Genomic DNA, 16,121 nt, shown 5'->3' with positions numbered 1-16,121 from the left:
CTACTCGGCTGCGGCTTTGCGCGCGCGCCGACGCGGCGCGGGCTTCTCCTCCGCGACGTCCGGCGCGGGCACCGGCTCGGCCGCCTCGGCCTCGATCGCCGCGACCTGGGCCGCCGCCGCGGCGTCGCGGCGGCGCTGCCCGAGACCCAGGCTCTTGGCCAGCGCCGAGCGCTGGGCGGCGTAGCTCGCCGCGACCATCGGGTAGTCGTGCGGCAGGCCGAACTTCTGCCGGTAATCGGCCGGTGTCAGGCCCTGCGAGGTGAGGTGGCGCTTGAGCGAGCGGTAGGGCTTGCCGTCCACGAAGCTGATCAGGTGGTCGGGCGTGACCGACTTGCGGATCTGTGCCGCCGTCGCCCGGGTCTCCTCGACGGCCGGTGCCGCCGGCTGGCCGAGCGCCGCCAGCGAGGCGTGGACCGACGCGATCAGGGCCGGCAGCTCCGCCACCTGAACATTGTTGTTCGCGACATAGGACGAGACGATGTCGGCCGCGAGGCCGACGAACTCAGACTGCTGCTCCAGGTTGACGTCCGACACGAGGTTCCATCCCGATCTGAGCAACCCGGCACGCTCCGAGTCGTCCAGGCATATCGGGCGAACTGCGTCGCCATCAAGTGGAACCATCGTCGATCCAAGGAAAACTTGTGTATCGTGGGCGCGCTCGGTCGCGTCCCGATCGGTCTTCTCCCGGGCGACGGCGGTCGCGCCGTTGGTCACGCGCCGCGCACTCTGCATGTTGCATCGCAGCATCGCCTGCCTCAGCCTTCATACCCGAACAGCGAGACCGGCGTGGTCGCTCCCCGTCCCGCCGAAACCTTGCGGGGCGTCGGCGCGAGCGCGGAACGATTCCGCCGCGGCCGAGGCCGGGCGCACCGCTCACCCGATGACCACGACGGCCGCGCAAGAAGGCCTTGACCGGCCCGGCGAACCAGCCTATCAGCACCGCACCCGAGGCGGTGACGTGCCGGCCCGGACAGACGGATCCTTCCTCTGCTCCCTCGCACGCAGCGCCCCGTTGGGGGATAGTTTAACGGTAGAACAGCGGACTCTGACTCCGTTAGTCGTGGTTCGAATCCACGTCCCCCAGCCACTCGGTTCTCCAGGCATCGGCAGCTGAGACATCGCGTTTGTCGATGGATGCAGCATCGTTCTAGACGCTTGCTCTAGATCCGTGGCTCTGGGCGCTGCCCGGCGATCGACGCCCTGCGCGTCCTCCCGGCATTCTTCCACGACCGAGACCGCCGATTGCGCGTCAGTTCGAGCGCTGCCTGTCCGTGCGTCCGGCGGAAGTCGGCGCCGCGCCGGTCGCTCCCTGGCCGAGGCGGTCGCGCGCCGTCTCGCCGGGGTTCGCGCAGCAGGCCCGTCGCCATCGGGTGCCGGGGCATCGGGTGCCGGGATTCGTGCGGCCCGAGCCCGGGCTTGGCCCGTGTCCTGCTCACCGGGGCGTGCCCGACCCATCGCCGGTGTGGGCCGGACCTGCCCCCGGTTCACGGCGAGCCGTCCGAACTGCCGAACGGATGCGCGGCGCGCTCCAGCCCGCGCCGAGCTGGCGTTCCGGTCCGCTCCTTTGGGAAACAGGCGCCGGTGGGCGAGCGGGGAGGCGCGTCGTGCCGGACGGCCGCCGACCGGGGCGCGTCGGCCGAGGCGATCCTTCAATGACAATCCTTCAATCTGACGATGCAATTCGGGCGACGACGGTAGAAGAAGGACAGTGCCGCACGTGATCGGGGCGAGACGAGACAGGCTCTCGACCGGGATCGGCGAAAATACTTGTCTCAGGAGGAAACCATGCGCCTGCTGATCATCCCGCTGGCGATGCTGGCCTGCCTCGGCCCGGCGGTCGCGCGCTGCCCGCTCTACCTGCCGATGCGGATCGGGCCGGTGACCGGAAATCCGGAGAAGGATACGGTCGGCCTGTTCTGCGCGCAGCCCGAGCCCGCCCCGCCGGTCGCGTCCGCGGCGAGCGGCCGTGTCTCGACGCGGGTGGGAGCCCCGACGGGCGACGCCGAGAAGGACACGGTCGGGTTCGCCCCGCCCTCGGGTATGGAGCGGGCCGCCCGGTGACTGCCGCGGGCTGAGCGCCTCAGCCTTCCGCCGCCCGCAGCGAGCGGGCGCAGGCGGAGAGGATCGCCCGGGCCTGTTCCGGGTAATCGTCCTGCAGCACGGCCTCGAGGGTGCCGACGGTCTCGGCCAGCAACGCCTCGCCGTCGGCGACGCCCTGCTTGTGCAGCGCGACCGCGAGCGCGGTCGCCAGGGTGGCGAAGGCCACGCCGACATCCTGTTCCGTCATGAGGGACATCCCCGTCGTCGCGGAGCTGGTCGCCTTGAATTTGGTCGCCTTGGAGCCGGACGCCTCGGAGCTGAGATCTTGGGCGGTCATGTCGGCGGCAGATCCGGGGTGGTGATGGTGGGCGCGACAGGGATCGAACCTGTGACCCCTACGATGTCAACGTAGTGCTCTCCCGCTGAGCTACGCGCCCATCGGCCCCGCGGCGCGTCACGATCGCGACGCCTGCCCGAGACCTTGGTCGGCAACCCTCGTGACCGAGGGGCCATCTCCTGATTTCATCCGCTCCGGACCGTTCAGGTCCGGTACCGCTCCGAGGGACAAATCCCCGACATCCGGAGCGGTGATGGTGGGCGCGACAGGGATCGAACCTGTGACCCCTACGATGTCAACGTAGTGCTCTCCCGCTGAGCTACGCGCCCTCGGTGCCGTGTGTCGCGGCCCCGGTGTGAGAGGGCGTATAGAGGCTGTTGCGGCGGGTGACAAGCGGGATCCTGCGCCGGCATGGCTTTCGGGCGCGGCGGGGGCTGCCGCGGGAGGTCGCCCCCTTGCCAGCCGCGCGGCCCCCCTGCTACACGGACCACCGCAACGATCGATCTAACCAATTGATTTCATTGACGATGATGGCGCGGTGCCGAGGCGGCTCCGGGAGGCGCGAGGACAGGTGACAGGCCAGACCGTTTCCCCCGCCGCGCCCACTCATGCGCCCCTGCGCGCGCCCTTGCGCGCCTCGCTCCGCCTCGGGCGCGGGCGCCTCGTCGCGCGGGATTTCGCCCGGGTCCGGCTCGAATTCGGGGTCGAGGCCCTGAGCCTCGACGTGGCGGATCTCGGCCTCGGCGCGCGCTGGGTCTCCATCGCCTTCAAGGACGAGAACCACGGCGCCTTCAGCCGGGTCGAGCTGAGCGCGGTCGCCGAGGGGACGGACGGGCCGCAGGGCACCAGCCTGTCGGAGCGCGCCTTCGGCCACGGCCGCTTCACCTGGCTCGGGCGGCTGCCCGCCGGCACCACCTCCCTGCGGCTGGCCCCGATGCTCGGGGAGCCGGCGCTCAGCATCGCCGAGTTCACCGTCACCGTGCGAAGCCGCCTCGCCCTCGTCGGCCGGGCGGCCCTGCGCCGGCCGGTCCTCACCGCGAAGGCGCTGTTCTGGCGCGCGGTCGGCAAGCGGGTGCGCTCGCAGCACCGCCTCGCCCGCGCCCTCGTGCCCCCGGGGCTGACCGGGTACGACACCTGGGTCCGCCACTTCGACAGCTTGAGCGAGGCCGACCGGGCCCGCATCGCCGCCGAGGTGGCGCAATGGCGAGATCCTCCGCTGATCTCGGTGGTGATGCCGGTCTACGATCCCGGGCCGAAGGTGCTCGAGGAGGCCCTGCGCTCGGTGCGCGACCAGCTCTACCCGCACTGGGAGCTGTGCATCGCCGACGACGCCTCGACCGATCCGGCGGTGCCGCGCCTGCTCGCCCGGGCCGCTTCGGAGGATCCCCGCATCCGCGTCGAGCGCCGGCCCGAGAACGGCCACATCGCGGCGGCCACCAACACCGCGCTCGGGCTGGCGCGCGGCGCCTACGTCGCGTTCATGGACCACGACGACGTGCTGCCCGCCCACGCCCTCTACGAGGTGGGGAAGGCGATCCGGCGCGAGCCCGACCTCGACCTGATCTACAGCGACGAGGACAAGATCGACGCGACCGGGCGGCGGTTCGAGCCCCACTTCAAGGGCGACTGGAACCCGGAGCTCCTCTACGGCCAGAACTACCTCAACCACCTGACGGTGGTGCGCCGCAGCCTGGTCGAGGCGGTGGGGGGCTTGCGCCCGGGCTTCGAGGGCAGCCAGGATCACGACCTGCTGCTGCGCCTGAGCGACCGGCTCGATCCCGCCCGCGTGCGACACCTGCCGGTGATCCTCTATCACTGGCGCACCGCGATCGGCTCCGGCACCTTCTCGGACGCGTTCCTGGCCCGGGCCGAGGCGGCACGCCTCAGGGCGCTCGAGGAGCTGGTCGCGCGGCGCGGCTGGCCGCACCGGGTCGAGCGCGGGCCCCTCGGCTTCAACCGGCTGGTGCGCGCCCTGCCCGATCCGGCGCCGCGGGTCTCGGTGATCATCCCGACGAAGGACCGGGCCGAGTTGCTGCGCGTCGTCCTCGACGGGCTGCTCACGGGCACCGACTATCCCGACATCGAGGTCGTGGTGGTCGACAACGGCAGCACCGAGCCCCCGGCCCTGGCGCTCCTGGAGGAGGCCGCCGCCGATCCGCGGGTGCGGGTGCTCTCCCGCCCCGGCCCGTTCAACTTCTCGGGCCTGTCGAACGACGGGGCCGCGGCCGCGAGCGGCCCCCTGCTCCTGTTCCTCAACAACGACATCGAGATCGCCGAGCCGGGCTGGATGACCGAGATGGCCTCGATCGCGGTCGAGCCGGCGGTCGGCGCGGTTGGCGCCAAGCTGTCCTACCCGGACGGCACGCTGCAGCACGGCGGCGTGGTGCTGGGGGTGGGCGGCGTCGCCGGCCACAGCCACCCCGATATCGGTCCCGACGATCCGGGCTATTTCGGCCGCATGGTGATCGCGCAGGAGGTCTCGGCGGTGACCGGCGCCTGCCTGATGATGCGGCGGGAGGTGTTCGAGGCGGTGGGCCGCTTCGATGCCGAGTGCCTGGCGGTGGCCTTCAACGACATCGATCTCTGCCTGCGGGTGCGCAAGGCCGGCTACAGCGTGATCTGGACCCCGCACGCCGCCCTGACGCACCACGAATCGAAGAGCCGCGGCAAGGAGGACACGCCCGAGAAGCGCGCCCGCTTCGAGGCCGAGGTCGCCACCATGACCGAGCGCTGGGGACCGGAGCTGCGCAACGACCCCTACTACAACCCGAACCTCGCCCGGGCGAAGGCGCTGTTCCGCCTCTGGTGACCGCGCCACCGTTGCTCGCTGTGCACTGCAACGCTACAGCGTTGCCCGCGGGCGCCGGGCCGCGCCGCTGCCGAGAGGACGTGAGATGCGCGTTGCGATGGTGGGGGCTGGCTATGTCGGCCTGGTCTCCGGAGCCTGCTTCGCCGATTTCGGCCACACGGTCGTGTGCGTCGACACCGCGCCGGAGAAGATCGCTGCCCTGAAGGACGGGCGCATCCCGATCTACGAGCCCGGCCTCGACACGCTCGTCGCCGAGAACGTGCGCCAGGACCGCCTGTCCTTCACCACCGACCTCGCCCAAGCCGTCGCCGGCGCCGACGCGGTGTTCATCGCGGTCGGCACGCCGTCCCGCCGCGGCGACGGATTCGCCGACCTGACCTACGTCTACCAGGCCGCCCGCGACATCGCCGCCGCCGTCACCGGGCCGACCGTCGTCGTCACCAAGTCCACGGTGCCGGTGGGCACCGGCGACGAGGTCGAGCGCATCGTGCGCGAGGCCCGGCCCGGGATCGCCATCGCGGTCGCCTCCAACCCCGAGTTCCTGCGCGAGGGCGCGGCGATCTCCGATTTCAAGCGCCCCGACCGCATCGTCATCGGGGCCGACGAGCCCCGGGCCGCCGCGGTGGTGAGCGAACTCTACCGCCCGCTCTACCTCAACCACGCGCCGATCCTGGTGACGAGCCGCCGCACCGCCGAGCTGACCAAGTACGCGGCCAACGCGTTCCTGGCGACCAAGATCACCTTCATCAACGAGATCGCGGACCTGTGCGAGCAGGTCGGCGCCGACGTGCAGGAGGTCGCCCGCGGCATCGGCCTCGACAACCGCATCGGGCGCAAGTTCCTGCATGCCGGGCCGGGCTACGGCGGCTCGTGCTTCCCGAAGGACACCCTGGCGCTGGTCAAGACCGCGCAGGATGCGGGCTCGCCGGTGCGCCTCGTCGAGACGGTGGTGGCGGTCAACGATCAACGCAAGCGCGCGATGGCCCGCAAGGTGGTGGCAGCCTGCGGCGGGAGCGTGCGGGGCAAGCGGGTCGCGGTGCTCGGGCTGACGTTCAAGCCGAACACCGACGACATGCGCGAGGCGCCCTCGCTCGCGATCATCGCCGGGCTGCAGGATGCGGGTGCCGCGGTGACGGCCTACGACCCGGAGGGGGTCGAGCAGGCCCGCACCCACCTGAGCGGGGTGGACTACGCCGCCGATCCGTACGCCTGCGCCGAAGGAGCGCACGCCCTCGTGATCGTGACCGAGTGGGACGCGTTCCGGGCGCTGGACCTCCGGCGCCTGCGTGGCGCGATGGCGGAGCCGGTCCTCGTCGACCTGCGCAACGTCTACCGGCCCGAGGACGTCCGCAAGCACGGCTTCGTCTACGCCAGCGTCGGGCGCCCCTGACCGGCGAGGAGGGGCCGGGTCGAGGCGCCGCCCGCGTCCCGGCCGGGCCGGTCCCGCAGAGTACGGCGCCGCCGTTTCGAATTTTTATAGAGCGAATTCCGCCAGCCGCCGGGAGCGAGCCGATGCAGACCTTCTTCGTCGAGATCAAGTGCCGCCTGGGCAAGACCTACACCGTGGCGAGCGCGCTCGCCGATCGCGAGATCGCCTCCGAGATCTATTCCACGGCCGGTCACTACGACGTGCTCGCCAAGTTCCACGTCGATGACGGCGTCGATATCGGGCATTTCGTGGCCGAGCACGTGCAGACCATCGCGGATATCCAGGATACCCGCACCATCATCACCTTCAAGGCATTCTGACCGCGTCCCCGGTGCCGGGTCGCGACCGGCCGGGTCTGCCGCATTGCGACCCGATTCGTCGGGTCTAACGTCTCGGACGCGTTCCGGCCCGGCCGGCCCGCGACCAAGCTCAACCGGATCGTATGCACTGCCGCGCATGTCTATCGGATGACAATGGTTTGCCGTTACGTCGGCTTTAAGCCGGGCCGCGCGGCAGAACTTCGACTGATGAAGGCATGTCACAGGTGGACCATGTCTTGCTTGTCCGGGGTGGGGGGTGCCCGTCCGGGGTTGGCGCGATGCGGCCCTCATACTATGGGTTGGGTTGAATTGCCCGGGTGCGGCGCCGTCGCGTCCGGTCCTCCGTAAATGAGCGTGTAGCGAATCGAACGTGATACAGCGTCCTGACATCGCGATCATCGGTCGGGCCTGCCGGCTCCCGGGCGCCTCCGGCGTCGACAGCCTGTGGCAGATGCTCGTCGAGGGACGGTGCGCCGTCTCGCGCATCCCGGAGGACCGCTGGTCCCTCGAGCGCATGGGCCATCCCCGGGCGCAGGAGCGGGGCAAGAGCTACACCTGGGCGGCGGGCGTCATCGACGATCCGTGGTCGTTCGACCCGTCGGTGTTCGGCATCTCGCCCCGCGAGGCCGAGCAGATGGACCCGCAGCAGCGCCTGCTGCTGGAGCTGACCTGGGAGGCGCTGGAGAGCGCCGGCCTGCGGCCGTCGGCGGTCGCCGGCAGCCCGGTCGGCGTGTTCGTGGGCGCCTCCTCGCTCGATTACGGCAACCTGCGGGTGCTCGACAGCGCCTCCGGCGACGCCTACGCGGCGACCGGCAACACGCTGTCGATCCTGTCGAACCGCATCTCCTACATCTTCGACCTGAAGGGGCCGAGCTTCACCCTCGACACCGCCTGCTCGTCGTCCCTCGTCGCCCTCGACGCCGCGGTCGCGGCGATCGCCTCGGGGCGGATCGACACGGCGGTCGTGGCGGGCGTCAACCTGCTGGTGAGCCCGTTCAACTTCGTGTCGTTCTCCAACGCCTCGATGCTCTCGCGCACCGGCCTGTGCCAGGCCTTCTCGGCCAGCGCCGACGGCTACGTGCGCGCCGAGGGCGGCGTCGTCCTGGTGCTGCAATCGGCGGCGGCGGCCGCCCGCAACGGCGCGACGGTGCGCGGCGTGATCGCCACCTCGAAGGTGAATTCCGACGGGCGCACCACCGGCATCTCCCTGCCCTCGGGCTACGCGCAGGGCGAGCTCCTCGACGAGATCTACCGCGAGGCCGGCGTCGCCCTCGACGCGATCGCCTTCGTCGAGGCGCACGGGACGGGTACGCCGGTCGGCGACCCGATCGAGGCCGGCGCCATCGGCGGCAAGCTCGGTCGCGGTCGCTCGGCCCCGCTGCCGATCGGCTCGATCAAGACCAATATCGGCCATACCGAGCCGGTCTCCGGTCTCGCCGGCCTGCTCAAGGCCAGCCTGGCGCTCGAGCACGACCTGCTGCCGCCCTCGCTGCACAGCGCCGAGCTCAACCCGGCGATCCCGTTCGACGAGCTGAATCTTGCGGTCAACCGCGAGCTGCAGCCTTTGCCCCGCACGGGCCGGGAGCGCTTCGCCGGCGTCAACTCGTTCGGCTTCGGCGGCACCAACGCCCACGTCATCCTGACCGACCCGGCGCCCGTCGCGGCGGCTGCGCCGTCGGCGGAGCCGGCGCCGGAAGTTCTGCTGGTCTCGGCCCAGACCAAGGCGGCGCTCGCCGATCTCGCCCAGGATTACGCGACCCGCCTCGACGGGGCGAATGCTGCCGAGGTCGCCCGCGTCGCCGCCGCGGCGGCGCATCGCCGCGAGCGCCTGCCGGTCCGGGCCGCGATCCCGCTGCAGGACCTGGATTCCGACGGCGTGACCGAAGCCCTGCGCGCGGTCGCCGAGGGCGAGGAGACGCAAGCCGCCGTCGTCGCCACCGCGGTCGAGCGCGCCGGCGGCGTCGCCTTCGTGTATTCGGGCAACGGCAGCCAGTGGGCCGGGATGGGCCGGGACGCCTACGCCCTCAACCCGGTCTTCCGCGCCCGCTTCGACGAGGCCGACGCGCTGTTCCGGCCCCTCGCCGGCTGGTCGCTGAAGGAGGTCCTGCACGCCGACGACCTCGAGGAGCGGCTCGCCCTCACCAGCGTGTCGCAGCCGCTGATCTTCGCCATCGAGACCGCCTCGACGGCGGCCCTGCGGGCGGTCGGCCTCGTGCCGACCGCGATCGTCGGCCACTCGGTCGGCGAGATCGGCGCGGCGGAAGCCGCCGGCATCCTGACGCTCGAACAGGCCGTCAAGGTCATCTACTACCGCTCGAAGCACCAGGAGGCGACCCGCGGCCTCGGCACCATGGCGGTGCTGCTCGCCCCCGTCGAGGAGGTGCAGGCCTTCCTCGCCGACTTCCCCGAGCTCGACATCGCCGCCTATAACAGCCCCAAGGCCGTGACGGTGGCGGGACCCGTGGCGGTGATCGACGCGGCCATGAAGGCGCTGGCGCGCAAGCGCCGCCGCGGCCGCAAGCTCGACCTCGACTACGCCTTCCACGGCCGGCTGATGAACCCGATCGAGGCGCCGCTGCGGCGCGACCTCGCCGGGATCGCTCCTTCCCCCGGCACCGTGGCCCTCGCCTCGACGGTGACCGGCGACGTGCTCGACGGCCGCGCCTTCGACGCCGGCTACTGGTGGCGCAACATCCGCGAGCCGGTGCGATTCAGCGCGGCGATCCAGGCGGCGGCGCAAGCCGGGGCCCGGGTCTTCGTCGAGGTCGGCCCGCGCCCGACCCTGCTGCCCCATGTCGGCGATTGCCTCGAGCCCCTCGGCCTCGACGGCGCCACCGTCGGCGTGCTGCCCAAGAAGGCGCTCTCGGCCGATCCGTTCCGCCGCGCGCTCGCGGCAGCGCTCGCCGCCGGCGCCGTGGTCGACAAGGACATCGCCTTCGGCGCCGACCCGGCCGGCGGCGTGGCCCTGCCGCACTACCCTTGGCAGCGCAAGGTCTTCCGCCTGCCGGAGACCACCGAGGCGATGAACCCGGCGAGCGCCCGGCCCTACCACCCGCTGATCGGCACCCGCCAGGGTCCGGACGGGCTGGAATGGCTGGCCCATCTCGACGTCGCGACGGTGCCCGAGCTCGACGACCACCGCATCGACGGCCAGGCGATCCTGCCCGGCGCGGGCTTTGCTGAGATGGCGCTGGCGGTCGGCCGCGAGATCGTGCGCTCCGAATCCGTGACGCTGGCCGATCTCGAGATCCAGCAGCCGATGGTCTTCGCCGAGGACGCGGTGCGCGAGGTGCTGTCCCGGTTCTCGCCGGGCGCCAACCTGGTGCAGATCCTGTCCCGGCCGCGCCTGAGCCAGGCGCCCTGGCAGCTCCACGCCGTCGCCAAGCTGGTCGAGGGCGAGACCCTGCCGCCGCCGCGCCTGACCGGCCGCGACGTCGCCGCCCTGCCTGCCGAGACGACGATCGAGGGCGAGGCGCTCTATGCCCGCGCCAAGGCTTCCGGCCTCGGCTTCGGCCCGAGCTTCCGCCAGGTCGCCCGCTCGGCCCGTCTCGACGACGTCACCATCGTCTCCGACCTTCTACCGGCCGAGGGCGGCACCCGCTACGGCGTGGCGCCGGCGCGCCTCGATTCCTGCTTCCACGGGCTGATCCTGCTCTTCGCCGATCTCCTCGGCGAGGCGGCGAGCCGGGCCTACGTGCCGATCCGCTTCGGCGAGATCCGGCTCCTGCGCCCCGGCGCGGCGATCGCCCGGGCGGTGATCCGCACCCGGCGCTGCAACGAGCGCAGCATCCTGGCCGACTTCACCCTGGTGGACGAGGCCGGCGAGGTGATCGCGGCCTTGCGCGAGGGCCGGTTCCAGGCCCTGCGGATGAAGGCGGGCAACGACCTCGACGCGTTCGCGATCCGCCAGTTCACCGAACTCGCCACCGAGCCGACGGCGATCGCCCTCGAGCCGCAGCCCGCGGTCGCGGCCCTGGTCCGCCGGCAGGCAGGCAGCGTGACGGCCGAGGGCGAGGCGGCACTCGGCGCCGGCCACATGCTGCTCGAAGGCTGGGCGACCTCGCTCGCCGACCGGCTCGCCCGGGGTCTCGCGGTCGGCGGCGTCGTCGACGTCGCGGCCTCGCGCCGGCTGCCGGCGGGCTTGCGGCCCTGGCTCGTCAACCAGCTCCTGGCGCTCGAGGTCAGCGGCCTCGCGGAAGGCATGGGCGGCGATCGCTGGCGCCTGCGCGCCGACGTGACGCTCCCTGAGCCCGACGAGATCATGCGCTGGATCGCGGCGGACCATCCCGAGCTGTCGGCGGAGCTCCTGCTCTGCGCCGATCTCGGCGCCGTCGTGTCGCGCGTCCTCGCGGGCATCCTCGCCGACGCTCCGTCCCTGCCGCAGGCGGCGCTCGACGCCTTCTGCCTGCGCGGCGCCACCGTGCGGGCCTCGGCGGACGCAGTGATGCGGCTCCTCACCGAGAGCGCCGCGTCGCTCCCCCGCGACCGGGCGTTGCGCCTGCTCCAGGTCGGGTTCGGGCCGCTCTCGGCCCAGGTCGCGACCTTCGCGGGGATGCACGAGGCGCGCCTGACGGTGTTCGAGGCCGACCGGCGCCTCGCCGAGCGCGCCCGCCTCGCCCTGCCGGCCGGCGTCACGATCGTCGAGGATCCGGCGGCGCTCGGCCACGCCGCCTTCGACGCGGTCCTGGCGAGCGACGTGCTCCACCGCGCCTCCCGCGACCTCCTCAGCCCCCTGGCCTCGAGCCTCGCGGCCGGCGGCCTGTTCGCGGCGGTCGAGCCCGGTGCCTCGCTGTTCCGCGACCTGGTGTTCGGCCTGAATGCCGGCTGGTTCGAGAACGTCGGGGAGGTGCCGGTCGGGCGCCTCGACGACGTCGCCGCCTGGCAGCGCGCATTGAGTGCCGTCGGCCTCGTCAAGGTCGCGGCGGACCGGGCCGTCACCCGCAACGGCAACGACCTGCTGCTGCTGGCGGAAGCCCCGCCGCGGCCGAAGGCGGCCGCCGGCCAGACCTTCGCCTTCGTGATCGGCTCCGAGGACGAGTTCGCGGCCGAGACCGCCTCGTCGCTGGCGACCCTCCTGGTGGCGAGCGGGGTCCACGTCTCGATCATCCTCGACTCCGAGGCCTCCCTGCGCGAGCTGGAGCGCGAGACGCCCGACACGGTCGTCTACCTCGCCGGCGCCTTCAACCGCGGCGGCGAGCCGGCCGAGCGGCTGCGCGAGCGCTGCCTCGGGCTCAAGCGCTGCGTCGAGCATCTCGGCACCCGCCCGACCCGTCTCTGGGTCGTCTGCCCCGGCGCCACCCGCGACCGCGGCGGGCTCGCCTGCGGCGTCGAGGCCGGTGTCTGGGCCTTCACCCGCACGCTTGCCAACGAGGTGGCCTCGCTCGACGTGCGCCGCATCGACCTCTCGACGGCGATCGCCTCGAAGCGCGCCGCCGAGCGCCTGCGCGACCTGATCCTCTCCGGCACGCCGGAGACCGAGATCGTGGTCGACGACGACGCGACCCGGGTGGTGCGCTTCTCGCAAGGCGCGCGGTCCGCCCGGCGCTCCGGCCCGGCGGCGCCGGCCGCGCGGCTCGAGCGCAGCACGACCGGCGGCCTCAACGAGATGCATTGGGGCCCGGCCGAGCGCGTCGCGCCCGGCCCCGGCCAGATCGAGATCGCGGTCGAGGCCACCGGCCTCAACTTCCGCGACGTGCTCTGGGCCCTGTCGATGCTGCCCGAGGAAATCCTCGAGGACGGCTTTGCCGGCCCGCGGCTCGGCCTCGAATGCGCCGGCCGCGTCGCCGCGGCGGGTGCGGGCGTGACAGCCTTCAAGCCCGGCGACCGGGTGGTGGCCTTCGCCCAGTCGGGCTTCTCGACCCACATCGTGGTGCCCGAGATGGTTGTTGCGGCCGCGCCTCAGGGGCTGTCGTCGGAGGCCGCCGCCACCACGCCGGTGGCGTTCCTCACCGCCTATTACGGCCTCGTGACGCTCGCCCGCCTCAAGGCCGGCGAGTGGGTGCTGGTCCATGGCGGCGCCGGCGGCGTCGGCCTCGCGGCGCTCCAGATCGCCCGGATGCGCGGCGCCCGGGTCATCGCCACCGCGGGCTCGAACGAGAAGCGGGCGCTGGTCAAGGCGCTGGGCGCCGAGCACGTGCTCGATTCCCGCTCTCTCGCCTTCGTCGACGACATCCGCCGCATCACCGGCGACGGCGTCGACGTGGTGCTCAACAGCCTGTTCGGCGAAGCGATGGAGCGCAGCCTCAACGCGCTGAAGCCCTTCGGGCGCTTCGTGGAACTCGGCAAGCGCGACTACGTCGCCAACACCCATATCGGCCTGCGGCCGTTCCGCCGGAACCTGTCCTACTTCGGCGTCGACCTCGATCAGCTGCTCCAGTTCCAGCCCGACGAGGGCAAGCGGCTGTTCCGCGAGGTGATGGCTCTGTTCACCGATGGCAGCCTGAAGGCGCTGCCCTACCAGCCCTTCGCGGCGGAAGAGGTGTCGGACGCGTTCCGGCTGATGCAGCAATCCGGCCACGTCGGTAAGATCGTGATCGCCCCGCCGAAGGCCGGCACCATCCCGGCCGAGACGACGAAGCCCTTCGTGGTGGCGCCCGATCGCGTCCACCTCGTCACCGGGGGCCTGGGCGGCTTCGGCATCGAGGCGGCGCGCTGGCTCGCCGACCGGGGGGCACGCCACATCGCGCTCGTCGGCCGCAAGGCGCCGACCGGCGAACCGGCGCTCTCGACCATCGCCGACCTCAAGGCCCGCGGCGTCGCCGTGCAGGTGGAATCCTGCGACATCACCGACCGCGCCTCGGTCCAGCGCCTGCTGGAGCGGGTCGAGGCCAAGGGGTGCAAGCTCGCCGGTATCATCCACGGCGCGATGGTGCTGCAGGACGGCCTGATCGCGAACCTCGATCCCACCGCCCTCGAGGCGGTGATCGCCCCGAAGGTGATCGGTGCCGGCCATCTCGACGCGCTGACCCGCGACCGGGCGCTCGACTACTTCGTGCTGTTCTCCTCGGCCACGACCTTCATCGGCAATCCGGGCCAGGGCTCCTACGTCGCCGCCAACGGCTTCATGGAGGGCCTCGCCCGCCAGCGCCGCCGCCTCGGCCTGCCGGCCCTGGCGGTGGCCTGGGGCGCCATCGGCGATGTCGGCGTGCTCGCCCGCAACAAGGCGGTGATGGAGACGCTCGCCGGCCGCGTCGGCGTGACCCCGGTCGATGCCCGCAAGTCCCTCGACCTGATGGCCGAGGCGCTGGGGGTGCAGGGCGCGTCTCCCGACGACGCGGTGATCGCCATCGCGGCGATGCACTGGGGCAAGGCGCGCGAGCGCCTCGCGACCCTGCGCTCGCCGAGCTACGCCAGCCTCGGCTCCGAGCAGCAGGCGGAAGCCGGCGGGCAGGTCGCGATCAGCATCCCGGGCCTCTTGCGGGCCCACGACCTCGACGACGTCCGCAAGACCGTCGCGGACGCCATCGTGGAGGACATCGCCCGCATCCTGCGCCTGCCGAAGGACGATATCAGCCGGGTGCGCCAGCTCTCGGAGATCGGCCTCGACTCGCTGATGGGCGTCGAGCTCGGCGCGAGCCTGCAGGAGCGCTTCGGCCTCGACGCGCCGCCCTCCGGCGTGTCGAGCGGCCAGACCGTGACCGAACTCGCCGACACCCTGATCCAGTCGGTGGCGGCCCCGGTCGACGAGAGCGCGGCGGCGGTGCTCAGCCTGTCGCAGCGCCACGGCGGGGTCGAGTCGGTCGATGCGGCCTCGCTCCAGTCCCTCCAGGTGCTGGTCGAGCAGAACAGCCAGGACATCAAGGTCATCACCCAATGAGCAGCGGATCCTCCAACGGCGCGGGCGGGCGCGAGGCCCTGGCGGGCTTCGTCGCCGCCCGCCTCGGCAAGGCTCCCGTCCGTCCCGCGCCAGTTCGGCCGGAGCCCAAGCCGGCGCTGGCCCAGGCCCAGAGCTTCGACAGCCTGCCGGCCTACAAGGAGCTGAAGCTCCAGCGCTCCGCCGCCGACCTGATCGGCCTCGGCAACCCGTTCTTCCGCGTCCACGACGCCAAGGCCGGCGCGACGACGCGGATCGACGGACGCGCCTTCACCAACTTCTCGTCCTACGATTACCTCGGGCTCAACGGCCATCCGGAGGTGAACGCGGCGGCGCAGGAAGCGCTCGCGACCTACGGCACCTCGTCCTCGGCGAGCCGGATCGTCGCCGGCGAGCGCCCGGGCCACCTGACGCTCGAGAAGGCGCTGGCCGCGCATTACGGCACCGAGGCCTGCGTCGTGATGGTGAGCGGGCATGCCACCAACGTGGCGACCATCGCGGCTCTGCTCGAGCCCGGCGACGTGATCTACCACGACGCCCTGATCCACAATTCCGTGGTCACCGGCGCGCAGCTCTCGGGCGCCCAGCGCCGCAGCTTCGCCCATAACGACCTCCAGGCCCTCGAATCGCTGCTGCACGCGACGCGCCACGAGCACCGCCGCGCGCTGATCGTGATCGAAGGCCTCTACAGCATGGACGGGGACGCCCCCGACCTCGCCGGCGTCGTCGCCCTCAAGGAGCGCTACGGGGCCTGGCTGATGGTCGACGACGCCCACGGCCTCGGCGTCCTCGGACGGGACGGCCATGGGCTGCACGAGCAGTGCGACGTGCCCCCCGGCAGCGTCGACATCTGGATGGGCACGCTGTCGAAGACGCTGTCCTCATGCGGCGGCTACATCGCGGGCGCCGCGGCGCTCGTCGAACTCCTGAAATGCACCGCCGGCGGCTTCGTCTACTCGGTCGGCCTCTCGCCGCCGCTCGCCGCCGCCGCGACTGCGTCGCTGGCGCTCATGCACCGCGAGCCCGAGCGGGTGGCCCGCCTGCGCCGCAACGGCGCCTTGTTCCTCGCCTGCGCCCGCGAGCGCGGCCTCGATACCGGTACCAGCCTCGGCCTCGCCGTGGTGCCGGTGATCCTCGGCGATTCGCTGAAGGCCGTGACCCTGTCCGACCGGCTGTTCAAGCGCGGCATCAACGTGCAGCCGATCATCCATCCGGCGGTACCGGAGCGCTCCTCGCGCCTGCGCTTCTTCATCACCTCCGAGCACACGCCCGAGCAGATCCGCGAGACCGTGACGGTACTCGCCGACGAGCTCGACGAGCTGAACCAGGGCGGCTCGCTGGTCGAGCGGCTGATGTCGCGGCGGGCGTGACGG

8 protein-coding genes and 3 tRNA genes are annotated in these 16,121 nt (G+C 72.2%); 7 read left to right on the top strand and 4 right to left on the bottom strand.

Going from position 1 to position 16,121, the window contains the following annotated elements:
- Positions 1–534 carry a Ros/MucR family transcriptional regulator gene (locus tag DK419_RS25105; protein ID WP_245442709.1) on the bottom strand — a complete coding sequence of 178 codons (534 nt, stop codon included), beginning with the start codon at positions 532–534 and terminating at the stop codon, positions 1–3.
- A gap of 479 nt (positions 535–1,013) precedes the next feature.
- Here DK419_RS25105 and DK419_RS25100 point away from each other — a divergent pair.
- Both DK419_RS25100 and DK419_RS25095 read left to right on the top strand, forming a co-directional pair.
- Positions 1,014–1,087, top strand: a tRNA-Gln gene (locus DK419_RS25100).
- Positions 1,088–1,785: 698 nt separating this feature from the next.
- Positions 1,786–2,061: a hypothetical protein gene (locus tag DK419_RS25095; protein ID WP_109961491.1), complete on the top strand. Its 276-nt coding sequence runs from the start codon at positions 1,786–1,788 to the stop codon at positions 2,059–2,061.
- A 19-nt stretch (positions 2,062–2,080) separates the two neighbouring features.
- On the opposite strand, the gene DK419_RS25090 is transcribed toward DK419_RS25095, so the two are convergent.
- The 3 genes from DK419_RS25090 to DK419_RS25080 form a co-directional block, all read right to left on the bottom strand.
- Positions 2,081–2,287 (bottom strand): hypothetical protein, encoded by a 207-nt coding sequence (locus DK419_RS25090; protein ID WP_162561396.1) that lies wholly within the window; start codon positions 2,285–2,287, stop codon positions 2,081–2,083.
- Between the two features lie 115 nt (positions 2,288–2,402).
- Positions 2,403–2,477: transfer RNA gene (locus DK419_RS25085), tRNA-Val, on the bottom strand.
- 154 nt (positions 2,478–2,631) lie between these two features.
- Positions 2,632–2,706, bottom strand: a tRNA-Val gene (locus tag DK419_RS25080).
- 242 nt (positions 2,707–2,948) lie between these two features.
- On the opposite strand from DK419_RS25080, the gene DK419_RS25075 reads away from it, so the two are divergent.
- The 5 genes from DK419_RS25075 to DK419_RS25055 all read left to right on the top strand — a co-directional run bounded on the left by DK419_RS25075 (position 2,949) and on the right by DK419_RS25055 (position 16,118).
- A complete protein-coding gene (locus tag DK419_RS25075) occupies positions 2,949–5,186 on the top strand; it encodes a glycosyltransferase family 2 protein (RefSeq protein ID WP_425352613.1) in 2,238 nt (745 codons plus the stop codon).
- 85 nt (positions 5,187–5,271) lie between these two features.
- Positions 5,272–6,576, top strand: coding sequence for a UDP-glucose dehydrogenase family protein (locus DK419_RS25070; protein WP_109961489.1), 1,305 nt, complete (start codon positions 5,272–5,274; stop codon positions 6,574–6,576).
- A 122-nt stretch (positions 6,577–6,698) separates the two neighbouring features.
- Positions 6,699–6,935, top strand: a complete 237-nt coding sequence (locus DK419_RS25065; RefSeq protein WP_048426071.1) for an Lrp/AsnC ligand binding domain-containing protein — start codon at positions 6,699–6,701, stop codon at positions 6,933–6,935.
- A 370-nt stretch (positions 6,936–7,305) separates the two neighbouring features.
- Positions 7,306–14,751: a type I polyketide synthase gene (locus DK419_RS25060; protein ID WP_109961488.1), complete on the top strand. Its 7,446-nt coding sequence runs from the start codon at positions 7,306–7,308 to the stop codon at positions 14,749–14,751.
- Complete coding sequence (locus DK419_RS25055) at positions 14,748–16,118, top strand: aminotransferase class I/II-fold pyridoxal phosphate-dependent enzyme (RefSeq protein WP_109961487.1); 1,371 nt, start codon at positions 14,748–14,750, stop codon at positions 16,116–16,118. The genes DK419_RS25060 and DK419_RS25055 overlap by 4 nt, the downstream gene beginning before the upstream one ends.
- The last annotated feature ends 3 nt before the right edge of the window (positions 16,119–16,121 follow it).

Source organism: Methylobacterium terrae (genome assembly GCF_003173755.1).
GTDB lineage: Bacteria > Pseudomonadota > Alphaproteobacteria > Rhizobiales > Beijerinckiaceae > Methylobacterium > Methylobacterium terrae.
Note: the sequence above shows the minus strand (reverse complement) of the source record. Positions and strands in the feature narration are given on the sequence as shown.